Origin of the sequence: Streptomyces umbrinus (assembly GCF_030817415.1) — a bacterium.
GTDB lineage: Bacteria > Actinomycetota > Actinomycetes > Streptomycetales > Streptomycetaceae > Streptomyces > Streptomyces umbrinus_A.
Genome location: NZ_JAUSZI010000002.1, coordinates 4,316,941 through 4,331,609 on the forward strand (window position 1 = coordinate 4,316,941; position 14,669 = coordinate 4,331,609).

Consider the following 14,669-nt stretch of genomic DNA (forward strand, 5'->3'; position numbering starts at 1 on the left):
TCGTCTTCAGGGGCGCGGGGAACTGCGCGACCAGCCCCCACCGGGCCCGCACAATGTCCACCGGCCCAAGCTCCCGCCAGGGCAAGGCAGTTCACATAGCGCACACCGACTGGTGCGCATGGTGTAGCGCTGGTCCTCTTCCTGTTCTACGGTCCTCCCGTCACCCATGGACGGGAGGACGACCCGTGCGCACCGACAGCCCACAGACGGCATCCCCTCAAGGCCCTCGCAAGGCAAGTCCGCAAACCATCGTCATCTGGACCGTCGTCGCGCTGGTGTGCGCGGCCGGTTGGTCGGTCCTCGCGCTGTCCCGGGGCGAGGAGGTGTCGGCCGTCTGGATGGTGGCCGCCGCCCTCGGCTCGTACGCCATCGCCTATCGCTTCTACTCGAAGTTCATCGCCTACAAGGTCCTGAAGGTCGACAAGACCCGGGCCACGCCCGCCGAGCGGCTCAACAACGGCATCGACTTCCACCCCACCGACCGGCGCGTCCTGCTCGGCCACCACTTCGCGGCGATCGCGGGGGCGGGCCCCCTGGTCGGGCCCGTACTGGCCGCGCAGATGGGATATCTGCCGGGCACCATCTGGATCATCGTCGGCGTGATCTTCGCGGGGGCGGTCCAGGACATGGTCGTCCTGTTCTTCTCCACCCGCCGGGACGGCCGGTCCCTCGGGCAGATGGCACGCGAGGAGATCGGCCCGTTCGGCGGCGCGGCCGCCCTGCTCGCCGCCTTCGCCATCATGATCATCCTGCTCGGGGTGCTCGCGCTGGTCATCGTGAACGCGCTCGCCCAGTCGCCGTGGGGCACCTTCTCCATCGCGATGACGATCCCGATCGCCCTGCTGATGGGCTTCTACCTGCGGGTCCTGCGGCCCGGCCGGGTCAGCGAGGTCTCGCTGATCGGTGTCGCCCTGCTGCTGCTCGCGCTGGTCGCGGGCCGTTGGGTCGCCGAGTCGTCGTGGGCCGGCACGTTCACGCTCGCGCCCTCGACGCTGGTGATCTGGCTGGTGGCGTACGGCTTCATCGCGTCGATCCTGCCGGTGTGGATGCTGCTGGCGCCCCGCGACTACCTCTCCACCTTCATGAAGATCGGCACCATCGCACTGCTCGCGATCGGCGTCGTCGTCTCGATGCCGACGCTGAAGATGGACCCGGTCACGGACTTCGCCACGCGCGGCGACGGGCCGGTCTTCGCCGGTTCGCTCTTCCCGTTCGTCTTCATCACCATCGCGTGCGGGGCCCTGTCCGGCTTCCACTCCCTCATCTCCTCCGGTACGACGCCGAAGATGATCCAGAAGGAGACGCAGGTCCGGATGATCGGGTACGGCTCCATGCTCATGGAGTCGTCCGTCGCCGTGATGGCGCTGATCGCGGCGTCCATCATCGACCCGGGCCTGTACTTCGCGATGAACGCGCCGGCCGGTGTCATCGGGGACACCGTCCAGAACGCCTCGCAGGTGGTGGGGAGCTGGGGGTACCAGATATCCCCCGAGGACCTGGCGGCCGCGGCGAAGAACGTCGAGGAGGCATCCCTGCTGTCGCGGACCGGTGGCGCGCCCACCCTCGCGATCGGCGTCTCGGAGATCTTCTCCGAGGTCACCGGGGGCAGTCTGCGCGCGTTCTGGTATCACTTCGCCATCATGTTCGAGGCGCTGTTCATCCTGACCGCGCTCGACGCGGGCACCCGCGTGGGCCGCTTCATGCTCCAGGACACGCTCGGCAATCTCTACAAACCCTTCAAGAATGTGAGCTGGAAGCCCGGGCTGGTCATCACGAGCGCCATCGTCTGCGGTCTCTGGGGCTACTTCCTGTGGGTCGGCGTCCATGAACCACTCGGCGGGATCAACCAGCTCTTCCCGATCTTCGGCATCTCCAACCAGCTCCTCGCGGCGGTCGCCCTGGCCGTCTGCACGACCCTGCTGGTGAAGTCCGGACGCCTCAAGTGGGCCTGGATCACGGGGATTCCGCTCGTCTGGGACGCCACGGTGACGCTGACCGCGAGCTGGCAGAAGGTGTTCTCCAGCGACCCGCGCGTCGGCTTCTTCAAGCAGCGCTCGGTCTACCAGGACGGCATCGACAGGGGCGAGCTCATCGCACCCGCCAAGAGCATGGACGACATGCACACGATCGTCACGAACTCCACAGTCGACGGCGTCCTCACGGCGGCTCTCGCCCTGCTCATCGTGGTCGTGATCGCGGACGCCACGAGGGTGTGCATCCGGCACGTACGCCGCCCCGCGCTCTCCACGCTCAGCGAGTCGCCGTACGTCGAGTCGAAGATCGTCGCTCCGGCCGGGCTGATCCCGACCAAGGAGGAGAAGGAGGAGGAACGCGATGCGGTCGGCGCTGCACCGGGCGGCTAGCCGGGCGGTCAGGGGCGTGCGCTGGTACGTACGGGAGCTCACCGACGAGTCGGCGTACGACCGCTATGTCGCACACCTACGCAAGGGGCACCCGGACGCGGCCGTGCCGTCGCGGCGGGAGTTCGAGCGGATGCGTACGGACCGTCAGGAGGAGGATCCCCGGCAGGGCTTCCGCTGCTGCTGAGCGCGATGTCCGCTCGCTGTCGGGCCCCCGCGCTCGGCAGCGAGCGGCGGTGAGCAGCAGTGAGCGGAACGTCGTATCCGTTATACGGACAGGGGTTCCATAAAGCGGAACCGTCCCTTAGATTTCCTGCGCGTTGCACAGGTGATCAGTGAGGGGACGGAGCCGCCGTATGTCTGAAGCGCCGGATGCGCCAAGAGCGCCCGAAGGGAAACCGCCGGTGGAGACCCCGCCGGTCGTGACACCGCCTGTCGTCACACCGGTCCGTGCGGTGATCGCCGTCTGTCTGATCGCGCCGTTCGTGGCGATGCTCTGGGTGGGCTCGTACGCGAAGGTCGACCCGGCCTTCATCGGCATCCCGTTCTTCTACTGGTACCAGATGCTCTGGGTGTTCATCTCGACCGCGCTCACGATGGTCGCGTACAAGCTCTGGAACCGTGACCAGCGCGCCCGCAAGTCCCAGAAGGAGGGCGCGTCCGCATGAACGACGGCGTGAACGGCGTGGCACTCGCCGTCTTCATCTTCTTCTTCGTGGCCGTCACGGTCATGGGCTTCCTGGCCGCGCGCTGGCGCCGGGCCGAGACCGACAGTCTCGACGAATGGGGCCTGGGCGGACGGTCGTTCGGCACCTGGGTCACCTGGTTCCTGCTCGGCGGCGACCTCTACACGGCGTATACGTTCGTGGCGGTCCCGGCGGCGATCTACGCGGCGGGCGCGGCCGGCTTCTTCGCCGTGCCGTACACGATCCTCGTCTATCCGCTGATCTTCACGTTCCTGCCCCGCCTGTGGTCGGTCTCGCACAAGCACGGGTACGTGACGACGTCGGACTTCGTGCGCGGACGCTTCGGCTCGAAGGGCCTGTCGCTGGCCGTCGCGGTGACGGGCATCCTCGCGACGATGCCGTACATCGCGCTCCAACTGGTCGGCATCCAGGCCGTCCTGGACGTGATGGGCGTCGGCGGCGGCGAGGACACCAACTGGTTCGTCAAGGACCTGCCGCTGCTCATCGCCTTCGGCGTGCTGGCCGCGTACACGTACTCGTCCGGTCTGCGCGCGCCCGCCCTGATCGCGTTCGTGAAGGACACGCTGATCTACATCGTCATCGCGGTGGCGATCATCTACATCCCGATCAAGCTGGGCGGCTTCGACGAGATCTTCGCCAAGGCGGGCGAGGCGTACAGCCAGACCAACCCGGCGACGGGCGCGCCGCGCGGTGCGCTGGCACCGGGCGAGGCGGGCCAATGGACGTACGCCACGCTGGCGTTGGGCTCCGCCCTGGCACTCTTCATGTACCCGCACTCGATCACGGCCACGCTGTCGTCGCGCAGCCGTGAGGTGATCCGGCGCAACACCACGATCCTGCCGCTGTACTCGCTGATGCTGGGCCTGCTCGCGCTGCTCGGGTTCATGGCGATCGCGGCCGGAGTCAAGGTCAGCAACGGGCAGTTGGCGATCCCGCAGCTCTTCGAGGACATGTTCCCGGCGTGGTTCGCGGGGGTGGCCTTCGCGGCGATCGGTATCGGTGCGCTGGTGCCCGCGGCGATCATGTCCATCGCTGCGGCGAACCTCTTCACCCGCAACATCTACAAGGACTTCATCCGGCCCGACGCGACGCCGGCCCAGGAGACCAAGGTCTCCAAGCTGGTCTCGCTGCTCGTGAAGGTGGGTGCGCTGGTCTTCGTCCTCACCATGGACAAGACGGTGGCCATCAACTTCCAGCTGTTGGGCGGGATCTGGATCCTGCAGACGTTCCCGGCGCTGGTCGGTGGGCTGTTCACCCGGTGGTTCCACCGGTGGGCGCTGCTCGCGGGCTGGGCGGTCGGCATGCTGTACGGGACGATCGCCGCGTACGGTGTCGCCTCGCCGACGCAGAAGCACTTCGGTGGTTCCGCGAAGGAGATTCCCGGGATCGGGGAGATCGGGTACATCGGTCTGACGGCGTTCGTCCTGAACGTGGTCGTCACGGTCGTCCTGACCTTCGCCCTCAGGGCCTTCAAGGCCCCCGACGGCATCGACGAGACGTCCCCCGAGGACTACACGGCGGACGCGGGCGACAAGGGCGTCCAGGTCGAGCTGCCGCCGGCGACGGCGGGGGCCAGCCACTGACTCGGGGGCTCCGCCCCCGAACCCCCGCTGCGCGGTTCCCCGCGCCCCTAGAAGGGGCGCGGGGAACCGCGCGACCAGCCACAACGCAGCCGCACACGCCAACTGCCCCTGGTCACGCGAAAGTTCGCGGTTACGCTGGCCAGTGTGACCGTTCGCTCACCGATCGTCCTCGACAGTGATCCCGGCATAGACGACGCCGTGGCCCTCCAGTACCTGCTCGGCACAGGCAGGTGGGACCTCAGGGCCTACACCTCGGTGGGCGGCAACCTCCCCGCCGAGCAGACCTACCGCAACGCCCGCGCCCTGGCGAGAGCCCTCCGCATCGACACCGACGTCCCGGTCCACCGCGGAGCGGCCCGCCCCCTCACCCGCCTCCCGTACGCGGCCGCCGCCCACTTCCACGGCCCCGCGGGCCTCGGCCACGAAATGCTGCCCGACTCGACCGCCGCGCACCTGACGGAGTCCTCCGCACAGGCGCTGCTGCGCCTCTCCCGGGAGCACGAGGGCGAGTTGACCGTCTGCGCCACCGGCCCGCTCACCAACGTGGCCATCGCGCTCCTGGAGGACCCGGTCTTCGCCCGGCGCGTGAAGAAGTTCGTGTTCATGGGCGGCAACGCGCAGGTGCCGGGCAACATCACCCCGGTCGCCGAGTTCAACATGTGGGCGGACCCGGACGCCGCCGAGGTGGTGCTCTCCTCCGGCATCCCGTTCACCATGGTCGATCTGGACGCCTCGCACCGCTGGCTCTTCGGCCCCGCCGACCTCGCCGCGCTGGAGGCGGCGGGAGCGGGTGCGGCGCTCGCGGCCCGGCTGCTGCGGGTCTACACCGACTCCTACCGCCGCCACGGCGGAGGCGACTCCTGCCCGTTGCACGACCCGCTCGCCGTGGGCGTGTGCGCGGACGAGTCGTTCGTGACGCTCGCGGAGGGAGCCGTCGTGGTCGAGTGCTCCAGCGAACTCACCCGCGGCCAGACCGTGTTCGTCCCCTCGGCCGCCGAGCGGAACTACTACACCGAGTCGCCCGCCCTGACCGCCCGCACCCGCCACACGGGCCGCGTGGCCCTCGGCCCGGGCCCGCGCGACTTCACGAAGGACTTCGTCACGACCCTGCCGCAGTGGCCGGCCATGGCCTGAGCCCGCCCCCTCGGACGTCCCTGGCACCGGCGCGACGCCCCCGGGCAACCGGTGCGGGAAAAACTCGGCAGCCCCGCGCCGTACCCCTCGGGCACACTGCCGAGCATGGACATCCTGATCAGGCGGGCGAGGCCCGAGGAGTACGAGGCTGTGGGAGAGATAACCGCGCAGGCCTATCTCGGGGACGGGCTCCTCGACTTCGGGGAGAGCGACGAGTATCTGGGCGAGCTGCGGGACGTCGCGAAGCGGGCCGCGGCCGCCGACGTGCTGGTGGCCGTCGTGGGGGCAGGAGCGGGCGAGCGGGTCGTCGGCGGCGTGACCTTCGTCCCGTCCGGCGGGCCGATGGCCGACATCGCGCGCGAGGGTGAGGCCGAGATACGGATGCTGGCGGTCGCCAAGGAGGCCCGCGGGCACGGGGCGGGCGAGGCCCTCGTACGCGCCTGCGTCGACCGCGCCCGGGCCACGGACGGCTGCGTACGCGTCGTGCTGTCCACCCAGCGCACCATGCACAGCGCCCATCGCATCTACGGACGCCTCGGCTTCACCCGCGCCCCCGACCGCGACTGGAACCCGATCCCGGACCTCGACGACATCATGCTGCTCACCTACGAGTTGACACTCTGACACCCTCCGAAGCCGACACGACACAACATGTGGGGGTGCTTCCCGAGCCCGGCACAAGATGTATGCTCATGCTCGCTGTCGCCGCAGGGGAATCCGGTGCGAATCCGGAACTGTCCCGCAACGGTGTACTTGTGCATGTCTGTCCCCGGAGGAGAGCCGTGCGCCTGGTCAGTCCGAGGACCTGCCGACAGCGTGCCCAGGCCACCCGGCCCGGGTGCCATGACGTCCGGGCCTCGCGGAGTGGGCCGGTGGACGCGGCGTACCGCTGCGCAGAGCGTGTACCCCCGTGTGCCCCGAACCCCCCTCCCCGCAGGCCCCGTGCCGAGCGAGGGAGAGCCCCACGTGACCATCGCGCCAGCCGATCCGGTCTCAGCGAAAGCGCCCCAGTACCAGCAGGACAGGGCCGAGGCCGACGGACCGGGAACCGTGTTGCTGCGGACCCTGACCGACCTCACCGCCGACCTTCCCGACGCCGATCCCGGCAGGGTCGCCGCCGCCGCGCTGCGCGGCCGGTCCTCCGTGGGGGCCGACGGGATCACCGCGGAGCTGCGCGAGCTGGCCACTGAGGCGGCCGCGGGCCTGATCTCCGAGGACCCCGTGTACTCGAAGCTGGCCGCCCGCCTGCTGACGATCGGCATCGCCGAGGAGGCCGCCTCGCAGGGGGTCAGGTCCTTCTCCGAGTCCGTCGCGGTCGGCCACCGCGAGGGCCTGATCGCCGACCGCACCGCCGAGTTCGTACGGACCCACGCGGCCCGTCTGGACGCGCTGATCGACCTCGAGGGCGACGACCGCTTCGGCTACTTCGGCCTGCGCACGCTGCACAGCCGGTATCTGCTGCGGCACCCGATCACGCGGTCCGTCATCGAGACGCCCCAGCACTTCATGCTGCGCGTGGCGAGCGGGCTGGCCGAGGACGACTCGGCCAGGTCCGTCGACGAAGTGGCCGCCCTGTACCGGCTGATGAGCCGCCTCGACTACCTGCCGTCCTCCCCCACGCTCTTCAACTCCGGTACGCGGCACCCTCAGATGTCGTCCTGCTACCTCCTCGACTCCCCGCTGGACGAGCTGGACTCCATCTACGACCGCTACCACCAGGTGGCCCGTCTCTCGAAGCACGCGGGCGGCATCGGCATCGCGTACTCCCGTGTGCGCTCGCGCGGTTCCCTGATCCGCGGGACGAACGGGCACTCGAACGGCATCGTCCCGTTCCTCAAGACGCTCGACGCCTCGGTCGCCGCCGTGAACCAGGGCGGCCGGCGCAAGGGCGCGGCCGCGGTCTACCTGGAGACCTGGCACTCCGACATCGAGGAGTTCCTGGAGCTGCGCGACAACACCGGTGAGGACGCCCGGCGTACGCACAACCTGAACCTCGCGCACTGGATCCCGGACGAGTTCATGCGGCGGGTGAACGAGGACCGCGTGTGGTCGCTGTTCTCGCCGGCCGACGTGCCTGAGCTGGTCGACCTGTGGGGCGAGGAGTTCGACGCCGCCTACCGCAAGGCGGAGGACCGGGGCCTCGCCAAGAAGACGATCCCGGCCCGCGATCTGTACGGCCGCATGATGCGCACCCTCGCGCAGACCGGCAACGGCTGGATGACCTTCAAGGACGCCGCCAACCGCACGGCCAACCAGACCGCGCTGCCGGGCCACACGGTCCACTCCTCCAACCTCTGCACGGAGATCCTGGAGGTCACGGACGACGGCGAGACGGCGGTCTGCAACCTCGGATCGGTCAACCTCGGCGCGTTCGTGGACACGGACCCCGGGGCCACCGACGTCATCGACTGGGAGCGGCTGGACGCGACCGTCCGTACGGCCGTCACCTTCCTCGACCGGGTCGTCGACATCAACTTCTATCCGACCGAGCAGGCGGGCCGCTCCAACGCCAAGTGGCGGCCGGTGGGCCTGGGAGCGATGGGTCTGCAGGACGTCTTCTTCAAGCTGCGGCTGCCCTTCGACTCCGCCGAGGCCAAGGCACTCTCCACCCGTATCGCCGAGCGCGTCATGCTCGCCGCGTACGAGGCGTCTGCCGATCTCGCCGAGCGCAACGGCCCGCTGCCCGCCTGGGAGAAGACCCGTACCGCGCAGGGCGTGCTGCACCCCGACCACTACGACGTGGAGCTGAACTGGCCGGAGCGCTGGGCGGCGCTGCGGGAGCGGATCACCTCGGTCGGCATGCGCAACTCGCTGCTGCTCGCGATCGCGCCCACCGCGACGATCGCGTCCATCGCGGGCGTCTACGAGTGCATCGAGCCGCAGGTCTCCAACCTCTTCAAGCGCGAGACCCTCTCCGGCGAGTTCCTCCAGGTCAACTCCTACCTGGTGGCGGAGCTGAAGAAGCTCGGCGTGTGGGACGCGCAGACCCGGGAGGCGCTGCGCGAGTCGAACGGCTCGGTGCAGGGCTTCACCTGGGTGCCGCAGGACGTGCGCGATCTGTACCGCACGGCGTGGGAGATCCCTCAGCGCGACCTGATCGACATGGCCGCCGCCCGGACCCCGTTCCTGGACCAGTCCCAGTCGCTGAACCTGTTCCTGGAGACGCCGACCATCGGCAAGCTCTCCTCGATGTACGCGTACGCCTGGAAGTCGGGGCTGAAGACGACGTACTACCTGCGCTCGCGCCCGGCGACGCGCATCGCCCGTGCCGCGGGTTCCTCCACGGCCGCGGCCGCCGCCGTTCCCGTACAGGCGACTCCCGACGAGGACGCCGTCGCCTGCTCCCTTGAGAACCCCGAGTCCTGCGAGGCCTGCCAGTAATGACCACCGCTCCCGAGAACACAGAGAAGACCGAAAAGATCCAGAAGAACCTGCTCGACCCGGGCTTCGAACTGACCCTGCGCCCCATGCGCTACCCGGACTTCTACGAGCGCTACCGGGACGCGATCAAGAACACCTGGACCGTCGAGGAGGTCGACCTCCACTCGGACGTCACCGACCTGGCGAAGCTGTCAGCGGGCGAGCAGCACATGATCGGCCGGCTGGTCGCGTTCTTCGCGACGGGCGACTCGATCGTGTCGAACAACCTGGTACTGACGCTCTACAAGCACATCAACTCCCCCGAGGCGCGGCTGTACTTGAGCCGTCAGCTCTTCGAGGAGGCCGTGCACGTCCAGTTCTATCTGACGCTGCTGGACACCTACCTCCCCGACCCGGAGGACAGGGCGGCCGCCTTCGACGCGGTGGAGAGCATCCCCTCCATCCGCGAGAAGGCCGAGTTCTGCTTCAAGTGGATCAACGAGGTCGAGAAGCTGGACAGCCTGCAGACCCAGGCCGACCGCCGCCGTTTCCTGCTCAACCTCATCTGCTTCGCCGCGTGCATCGAGGGGCTGTTCTTCTACGGTGCCTTCGCGTACGTCTACTGGTTCCGCAGCCGGGGTCTGCTGCACGGTCTGGCGACGGGCACCAACTGGGTGTTCCGCGACGAGACGATGCACATGAGCTTCGCCTTCGAGGTCGTGGACACCGTCCGCAAGGAGGAGCCGGAGCTCTTCGACGACCTGCTCCAGGAGCAGGTCACCGACATGCTCCGGGAGGCCGTCGAGGCCGAGCTGCAGTTCGCGCGCGACCTGTGCGGTGACGGCCTTCCGGGCATGAACACCGACTCGATGAGGCAGTACCTGGAGTGTGTCGCCGACCAGCGCCTGACGCGCCTCGGCTTCGCTCCGGTGTACGGCTCCGAGAACCCCTTCTCGTTCATGGAGCTGCAGGGCGTTCAGGAGCTGACCAACTTCTTCGAGCGCCGGCCTTCGGCGTACCAGGTGGCCGTGGAGGGTTCGGTCGGCTTCGACGAGGACTTCTGATCCTTGCGGTGTCCCTGCTCGGCCTCCCTGAGCTGACGGTCGATGCGCCGGTCGCGCACGATGCCGATCACCGAGGGGAGGACGAGCAGGACCAGGATTCCGAGGACGAAGAGCATTGAGATCAGGCCTTCCAGCTGTGTCGTTTCCATGGACACCACTGTCGCGCCGATTGCTCCTTACCGTGAGTGGCAGGACTGCCGCACACCCTCGATTTCCTGCCAGATCGGGTGCACACTGGCAGCATGCTGAACAACGTGGCCGTCGTCCTGCTCGACGGTGTGCATCCTTTCGAACTCGGTGTGGTCTGCGAGGTGTTCGGCCTCGACCGCAGCGACGAGGGGCTGCCGGTGTACGACTTCGCGGTGGTCTCGGCCGAGGCTCCGGGCGCGAGCCTCAGCACCCATGTCGCCGGGTTCACGGTCGCCACTCCGTACGGCCTCGACCGGCTGGAAGAGGCCGACCTGGTCGTCGTACCCGCCGGAAGCACCTATGCCGTACGCGAGTATCCGCCCGAGATGCTCGATGCGCTGCGCCGGGCCGTGGACCGCGGGGCCCGGGTCCTGAGCGTCTGCTCCGGAGTCTTCGTGCTCGGTGCCGCCGGGCTCCTGGACGAGCGGCGCTGCGCCGTGCACTGGCAGCACGTGGACACGCTGGCCCGGCAGTACCCGCGGGCGAGGGTCGAGCCGGACGTGCTGTACGTGGACGAGGACCCGGTGATCACCTCCGCGGGCACCGCGGCCGGCATCGACGCCTGTCTGCACATCGTCCGCAAGGAGCAGGGCCCCGAGGTCGCCAACGCAATCGCCCGCCGCATGGTGGTACCCCCGCACCGCGACGGCGGCCAGGCCCAGTACGTCGAGCGGCCGCTGCCGCGCTCGCAGTGCGACACGGTCGGCGAGGTGCTCGCCTGGATGGAGCGCCACCTCGACGAGGAGGTGACCGTCGAACAGCTCGCCGCTCGCGCGCTCATGTCCCCGCGCACGTTCGCCCGCCGCTTCCAGCAGGAGACGGGCACGACCCCGTACCGCTGGCTGCTGCGTCAACGGGTGCTGCTGGCCCAGGAGTTGCTGGAGGCCACGGACGAGACCATGGACTTCATCGCGGACCGCACGGGGTTCGGGACCGCGGCCGCGCTGCGCCACCAGTTCGTCCGCTCGCTCGGGACGACCCCGAACGCGTACCGGCGCACGTTCAGGGGCACACAGGCCGCCTGAACGCGCGCCGCACGCTCGGCAGGGCACCGCTCGGCAGCGAGGGTTCAGTCGTTCGCGACGACGGGGTACCGCGGCTCGTTCTCGGCCATCTGCCGCAGCGCGTCCTTGCGCTCGCGCTTGGAGAGCCGGTCGATGTAGAGGTACCCGTACAGGTGGTCCGTCTCGTGCTGGAGGCAGCGCGCGAAGTAGCCGGTGCCGCGCACCTTGATCGGGTTGCCCTTCTCGTCCTGCCCGGTGACCTCGGCGTAGTCGGGCCGGGCGAGCGGCGCGTACGCCGTCGGCACCGACAGGCAGCCCTCGTTGCTCTCGTCCAGCTGGCGCCGCTCGGCGGGCAGCTCGACGAGCACGGGGTTGCAGACCACGCCCACGTGCCGCTTGCCCTCGTCGTCCGGGCAGTCGTAGACGAAGACCTTCAGGTCGACGCCGACCTGGTTGGCGGCCAGGCCCACACCCTCGGCGGTGTGCTGGCTGGCGAACATGTCGTCGACCAGCTTGGCGAGGTCGTCGCCGAACTCCGTGACGTCCTTGCACTCCTTGTGCAGTACGGGATTTCCCACGACCGTGATGGGCCGCGAGGAACCGCGCCCGCGATAGGCCGCCTCACGCTCCCCCGCGTCGTCCTCGCTGTCGATGACGAAGCCCTCGTCGTCCACGGGGAGCACGCCCACGTGCTGCTGATCGGTGTCCTGCTGCGCCATGACCGACGTAAGCCTTCCTCGGAAAACAGGGTTGTGATGCTGAACAGGGTACGGGTGGCACGCCCCTGAAAGGGGCGCGGGGAACTGCGCGACCAGCCAGGGACGGCCCGCAGCCTACGAACCGCCCACGCAGCCCCTAACAAACCTCTTCGAGATCCCGCCAGTCCCTGGAATCCGGGCTGTCGGCAACCCACCCGTCCAGCAACCCCCGCACCAACGAGGCGGGGGCGGCAAGCCCACACTCCCGCTCGGGCACCCACAGCTGCCCATCCGTCCGGTGCCCGAGCGGCCCCGGATGCCCCGGCTCACTGTGATCGTGCGGATCGAGATGCTCCCCGTCCCCCTCGTCGGACGGCATCCGGGACTCCGAACACATCCGACAGAGCAGCCGGACCGACGACGACCAGTCCTCCGCGGCGAACCCCGCGTCGGCGGCCAGCCGCTCCAGGGCGTTCCGGTCGTCCTCGGTCTCCGCCTCCAGGAGCACCACCCAGGTCGGCACGGGAGAGGGCGCCCACAGCTCGATCTCGTCGAACACGGGATAGGAGTGGCCCGCGGCGGTCGTCCGCTCACCGTGCGGAACCCCGTCGTGCAGCACGACCTCGCCCCAGCGCCGCCCGGAGGACGGCAGCGGGATGGAGAGGACCTCGATGCGGGCGGGGTCGAGCCGCCGCCCCCACACGACCTCGGCCTCGCCCTCGGGCGAGAGCCGTACAGCCGCGCTGCCGAGGTCCATGCCCACCGGTTCGCCCGAGGCGGTTGCGCCGCCGGGCACCCGCAGCCCGTAGGCCTGCCAGGCCCGCCGCGCGAGCGGCCAGTCCTGCAGGGCGGTGGCCGCGATGCCGACGTTCCACCAATCAGGGGCCCCGGTCTCCCGGTCGAGCAGTGCCACGGCCCTCAGACCGGCCGCCCGCGCCTGCTCCCAGTCGTGCCGGAACTTGTGCAGCAGCGCGAGGTTGAACCACGACTCGGACAGCCAGGGCTCCAGGTCCGCGGCGCGCGTCAGCAGCGCGCCCGCGTCCTCGTACCGGCCGTCTCCGATCAGCGTGAACGCACGGTCGGTGGCCTGCCGCCATGAGGCGGAGGGCCGGTGCCGTCCCTTGCCGAAGATCCTCACGATTCCCGCCTGCCAGTTCGTTGAAGAGCGTGCAGCCTCGGGCTGGACTGTGCCCCCTGATGTCCTCTTCCTCGCATCCAACCACGGACGGTCGGACGGGCGCTCATTACCCATGGGTTACCCAGCCAGGGGCAGCATAAGACTGCCCCTCGCCAGCACCCTGGCCAGCGACTCCACCACCTCGGGCTGAAAGTCCCGGGCGGTGCCGAGCCTCAGCTCCTCCAACGCCTTGAGGGGCCCGCCGGGACCTGCTTCCCTGGCTTTCTCCTCGTACGCGTTGACCGCCCGTACGATTCTGGCGCTGACCGGCTGTTCGCGGTACGGGTCCGCCTGGCGCTCCACCACCACGGCGACCTCGGCGTCCACCCCGGTCCGGCGCACCACGGCGCCGCCGAGCAGGGCGATGCGCCGCTGGTCGTCGGGGGCGAGGGAGGCGGTGGCCCCCGCGGGAACGGGGTCGACGAGGGACAGCTGACCGATGTCGTGCATCAGGGCCGCGTACTCCAGAACGGTCAGCTCGGGCTCGGAAAGCCCCAGCTCACGGCCGACGGCCCGGCTGAGCGCGGCCACGCGTCTGGCATGCCCCGCCGGGGTGTAGCCGGCGATCTCGGTGGCCCGGGCGAGGGAGGCGATGGTCTGACGGTAGGTGGTCCGCACGGCCGCGTACCGCCGGAAGGACAGCTGGGTGAGCAGCAGCGGCAGAGAGAACACGGGCAGCGCCCACAGGCCGGCGACGGCGACCGCGAGCGCCATCACGGCACCGGTCGCGCAGACCGCCGACCCGATGCCGAGCGTGCCCCGCAGCTCGTCCCGCAGCAGCGGCCCGAACGGCCAGCGCGTCCGCGCGTGCGCCATGGCGGCGGCCAGGACGGCGTCCCACAGCGCGCTCAGCACGAGCAGCGCGACGACGAGGGCCGCGTACGTGGGTCCGTCCTCGGCCCACTCCCTCAACCTGCCCTGGTTGTAGAGGGGTTGGAAGCAGACGGCGGCGAAGGCGACGGTCAGGACGCGCCGCGTGAGGTGGTCGGCGGTGGGCCCGTGCCCCTTGGCCACGTGAGGCACGCACCCCACCAGCGAGGCCGCCACGACGACGGCGACGGTCTGCAGAACCCCGTGGTGGGTGCTCTGCCCGCCGTTCTCCCCGAGCAGCGCGTACGCGAGCGCCCCGGCCGCCCCGAGCGGCGCCGACTCCCGCTGCTCCGCCCCACCCCACCGAGCCAGCTCCCCAACGGCGATCAGCACCCCGAAGGCGAGCGCGACACCGCGTTCGTCAAGTCCGTGCCAGAGGGTCGCGACGAGGGCGACGACCGCGAGAAGGGCGGCGGTGAGGCGCGCGAGGGTGAGCACGGACAGGGGGCGCGAGGGGTTCACGGGGACCTCCGGCGGGCTGTGGCTCTGGAGCGGGGCACGCCGAAGGAGGGCGTGGGGGCCC

The 14,669-nt window shown here is 69.8% G+C and carries 13 protein-coding genes and 1 riboswitch; of the genes, 9 read left to right on the top strand and 4 right to left on the bottom strand.

Going from position 1 to position 14,669, the window contains the following annotated elements; translation table 11 throughout:
• Positions 1 to 185 precede the first annotated feature (185 nt).
• The 8 genes from QF035_RS18825 to QF035_RS18860 all read left to right on the top strand — a co-directional run bounded on the left by QF035_RS18825 (position 186) and on the right by QF035_RS18860 (position 10,208).
• Complete coding sequence (locus QF035_RS18825) at positions 186 to 2,363, top strand: carbon starvation CstA family protein (protein ID WP_307521553.1); 2,178 nt, start codon at positions 186 to 188, stop codon at positions 2,361 to 2,363.
• On the top strand, positions 2,335 to 2,547 hold the full coding sequence (locus tag QF035_RS18830; protein ID WP_307521554.1) for a YbdD/YjiX family protein: 213 nt from the start codon (positions 2,335 to 2,337) through the stop codon (positions 2,545 to 2,547). Before QF035_RS18825 ends, QF035_RS18830 begins: the two co-directional genes overlap by 29 nt.
• Before the next feature lie 169 nt (positions 2,548 to 2,716).
• Positions 2,717 to 3,028, top strand: coding sequence for a DUF3311 domain-containing protein (locus QF035_RS18835; RefSeq protein ID WP_373466677.1), 312 nt, complete (start codon positions 2,717 to 2,719; stop codon positions 3,026 to 3,028).
• On the top strand, positions 3,025 to 4,650 hold the full coding sequence (gene mctP, locus QF035_RS18840; RefSeq protein ID WP_307521557.1) for a monocarboxylate uptake permease MctP: 1,626 nt from the start codon (positions 3,025 to 3,027) through the stop codon (positions 4,648 to 4,650). The genes QF035_RS18835 and mctP overlap by 4 nt, the downstream gene beginning before the upstream one ends.
• 144 nt (positions 4,651 to 4,794) lie before the next feature.
• Complete coding sequence (locus QF035_RS18845; protein WP_307521558.1) at positions 4,795 to 5,784, top strand: nucleoside hydrolase; 990 nt, start codon at positions 4,795 to 4,797, stop codon at positions 5,782 to 5,784.
• A gap of 105 nt (positions 5,785 to 5,889) precedes the next feature.
• Positions 5,890 to 6,408, top strand: a complete 519-nt coding sequence (locus QF035_RS18850) for a GNAT family N-acetyltransferase (protein WP_307521560.1) — start codon at positions 5,890 to 5,892, stop codon at positions 6,406 to 6,408.
• 62 nt (positions 6,409 to 6,470) lie between these two features.
• A riboswitch (cobalamin riboswitch) is annotated at positions 6,471 to 6,611 on the top strand.
• 139 nt (positions 6,612 to 6,750) lie between these two features.
• Entirely contained in the window at positions 6,751 to 9,165 is a 2,415-nt protein-coding gene (locus tag QF035_RS18855) for a ribonucleoside-diphosphate reductase subunit alpha (protein WP_307521562.1), read from the top strand.
• Positions 9,165 to 10,208: a ribonucleotide-diphosphate reductase subunit beta gene (locus QF035_RS18860; RefSeq protein ID WP_307521564.1), complete on the top strand. Its 1,044-nt coding sequence runs from the start codon at positions 9,165 to 9,167 to the stop codon at positions 10,206 to 10,208. Before QF035_RS18855 ends, QF035_RS18860 begins: the two co-directional genes overlap by 1 nt.
• On the opposite strand, the gene QF035_RS18865 is transcribed toward QF035_RS18860, so the two are convergent.
• Positions 10,121 to 10,357: a hypothetical protein gene (locus QF035_RS18865; RefSeq protein ID WP_189837538.1), complete on the bottom strand. Its 237-nt coding sequence runs from the start codon at positions 10,355 to 10,357 to the stop codon at positions 10,121 to 10,123. The genes QF035_RS18860 and QF035_RS18865 overlap by 88 nt on opposite strands.
• A 93-nt stretch (positions 10,358 to 10,450) precedes the next feature.
• Here QF035_RS18865 and QF035_RS18870 point away from each other — a divergent pair, with 93 nt between their 5' ends.
• Positions 10,451 to 11,422: a helix-turn-helix domain-containing protein gene (locus tag QF035_RS18870; protein ID WP_307521565.1), complete on the top strand. Its 972-nt coding sequence runs from the start codon at positions 10,451 to 10,453 to the stop codon at positions 11,420 to 11,422.
• A 44-nt stretch (positions 11,423 to 11,466) separates the two neighbouring features.
• On the opposite strand, the gene def is transcribed toward QF035_RS18870, so the two are convergent.
• The 3 genes from def to QF035_RS18885 all read right to left on the bottom strand — a co-directional run bounded on the left by def (position 11,467) and on the right by QF035_RS18885 (position 14,608).
• Positions 11,467 to 12,120, bottom strand: coding sequence for a peptide deformylase (gene def / locus QF035_RS18875; RefSeq protein ID WP_055617767.1), 654 nt, complete (start codon positions 12,118 to 12,120; stop codon positions 11,467 to 11,469).
• 136 nt (positions 12,121 to 12,256) lie between these two features.
• Positions 12,257 to 13,237, bottom strand: a complete 981-nt coding sequence (locus QF035_RS18880; protein WP_055617768.1) for a tetratricopeptide repeat protein — start codon at positions 13,235 to 13,237, stop codon at positions 12,257 to 12,259.
• Positions 13,238 to 13,354: 117 nt separating this feature from the next.
• Positions 13,355 to 14,608, bottom strand: coding sequence for an HD-GYP domain-containing protein (locus QF035_RS18885; protein ID WP_307521568.1), 1,254 nt, complete (start codon positions 14,606 to 14,608; stop codon positions 13,355 to 13,357).
• Positions 14,609 to 14,669 lie beyond the last annotated feature (61 nt).

Excerpts from the sequence above, each read along its gene's own strand:
- QF035_RS18830 (WP_307521554.1), top strand. The coding sequence starts at position 2,335 with ATGCGGTCGGCGCTGCACCGGGCGGCTAGCCGGGCGGTCAGGGGCGTG.
- def (WP_055617767.1), bottom strand. The coding sequence starts at position 12,120 with ATGGCGCAGCAGGACACCGATCAGCAGCACGTGGGCGTGCTCCCCGTG.
- QF035_RS18850 (WP_307521560.1), top strand. The coding sequence starts at position 5,890 with ATGGACATCCTGATCAGGCGGGCGAGGCCCGAGGAGTACGAGGCTGTG.
- QF035_RS18865 (WP_189837538.1), bottom strand. The coding sequence starts at position 10,357 with ATGGAAACGACACAGCTGGAAGGCCTGATCTCAATGCTCTTCGTCCTC.
- QF035_RS18835 (WP_373466677.1), top strand. The coding sequence starts at position 2,717 with ATGTCTGAAGCGCCGGATGCGCCAAGAGCGCCCGAAGGGAAACCGCCG.
- QF035_RS18870 (WP_307521565.1), top strand. The coding sequence starts at position 10,451 with ATGCTGAACAACGTGGCCGTCGTCCTGCTCGACGGTGTGCATCCTTTC.
- mctP (WP_307521557.1), top strand. The coding sequence starts at position 3,025 with ATGAACGACGGCGTGAACGGCGTGGCACTCGCCGTCTTCATCTTCTTC.
- QF035_RS18860 (WP_307521564.1), top strand. The coding sequence starts at position 9,165 with ATGACCACCGCTCCCGAGAACACAGAGAAGACCGAAAAGATCCAGAAG.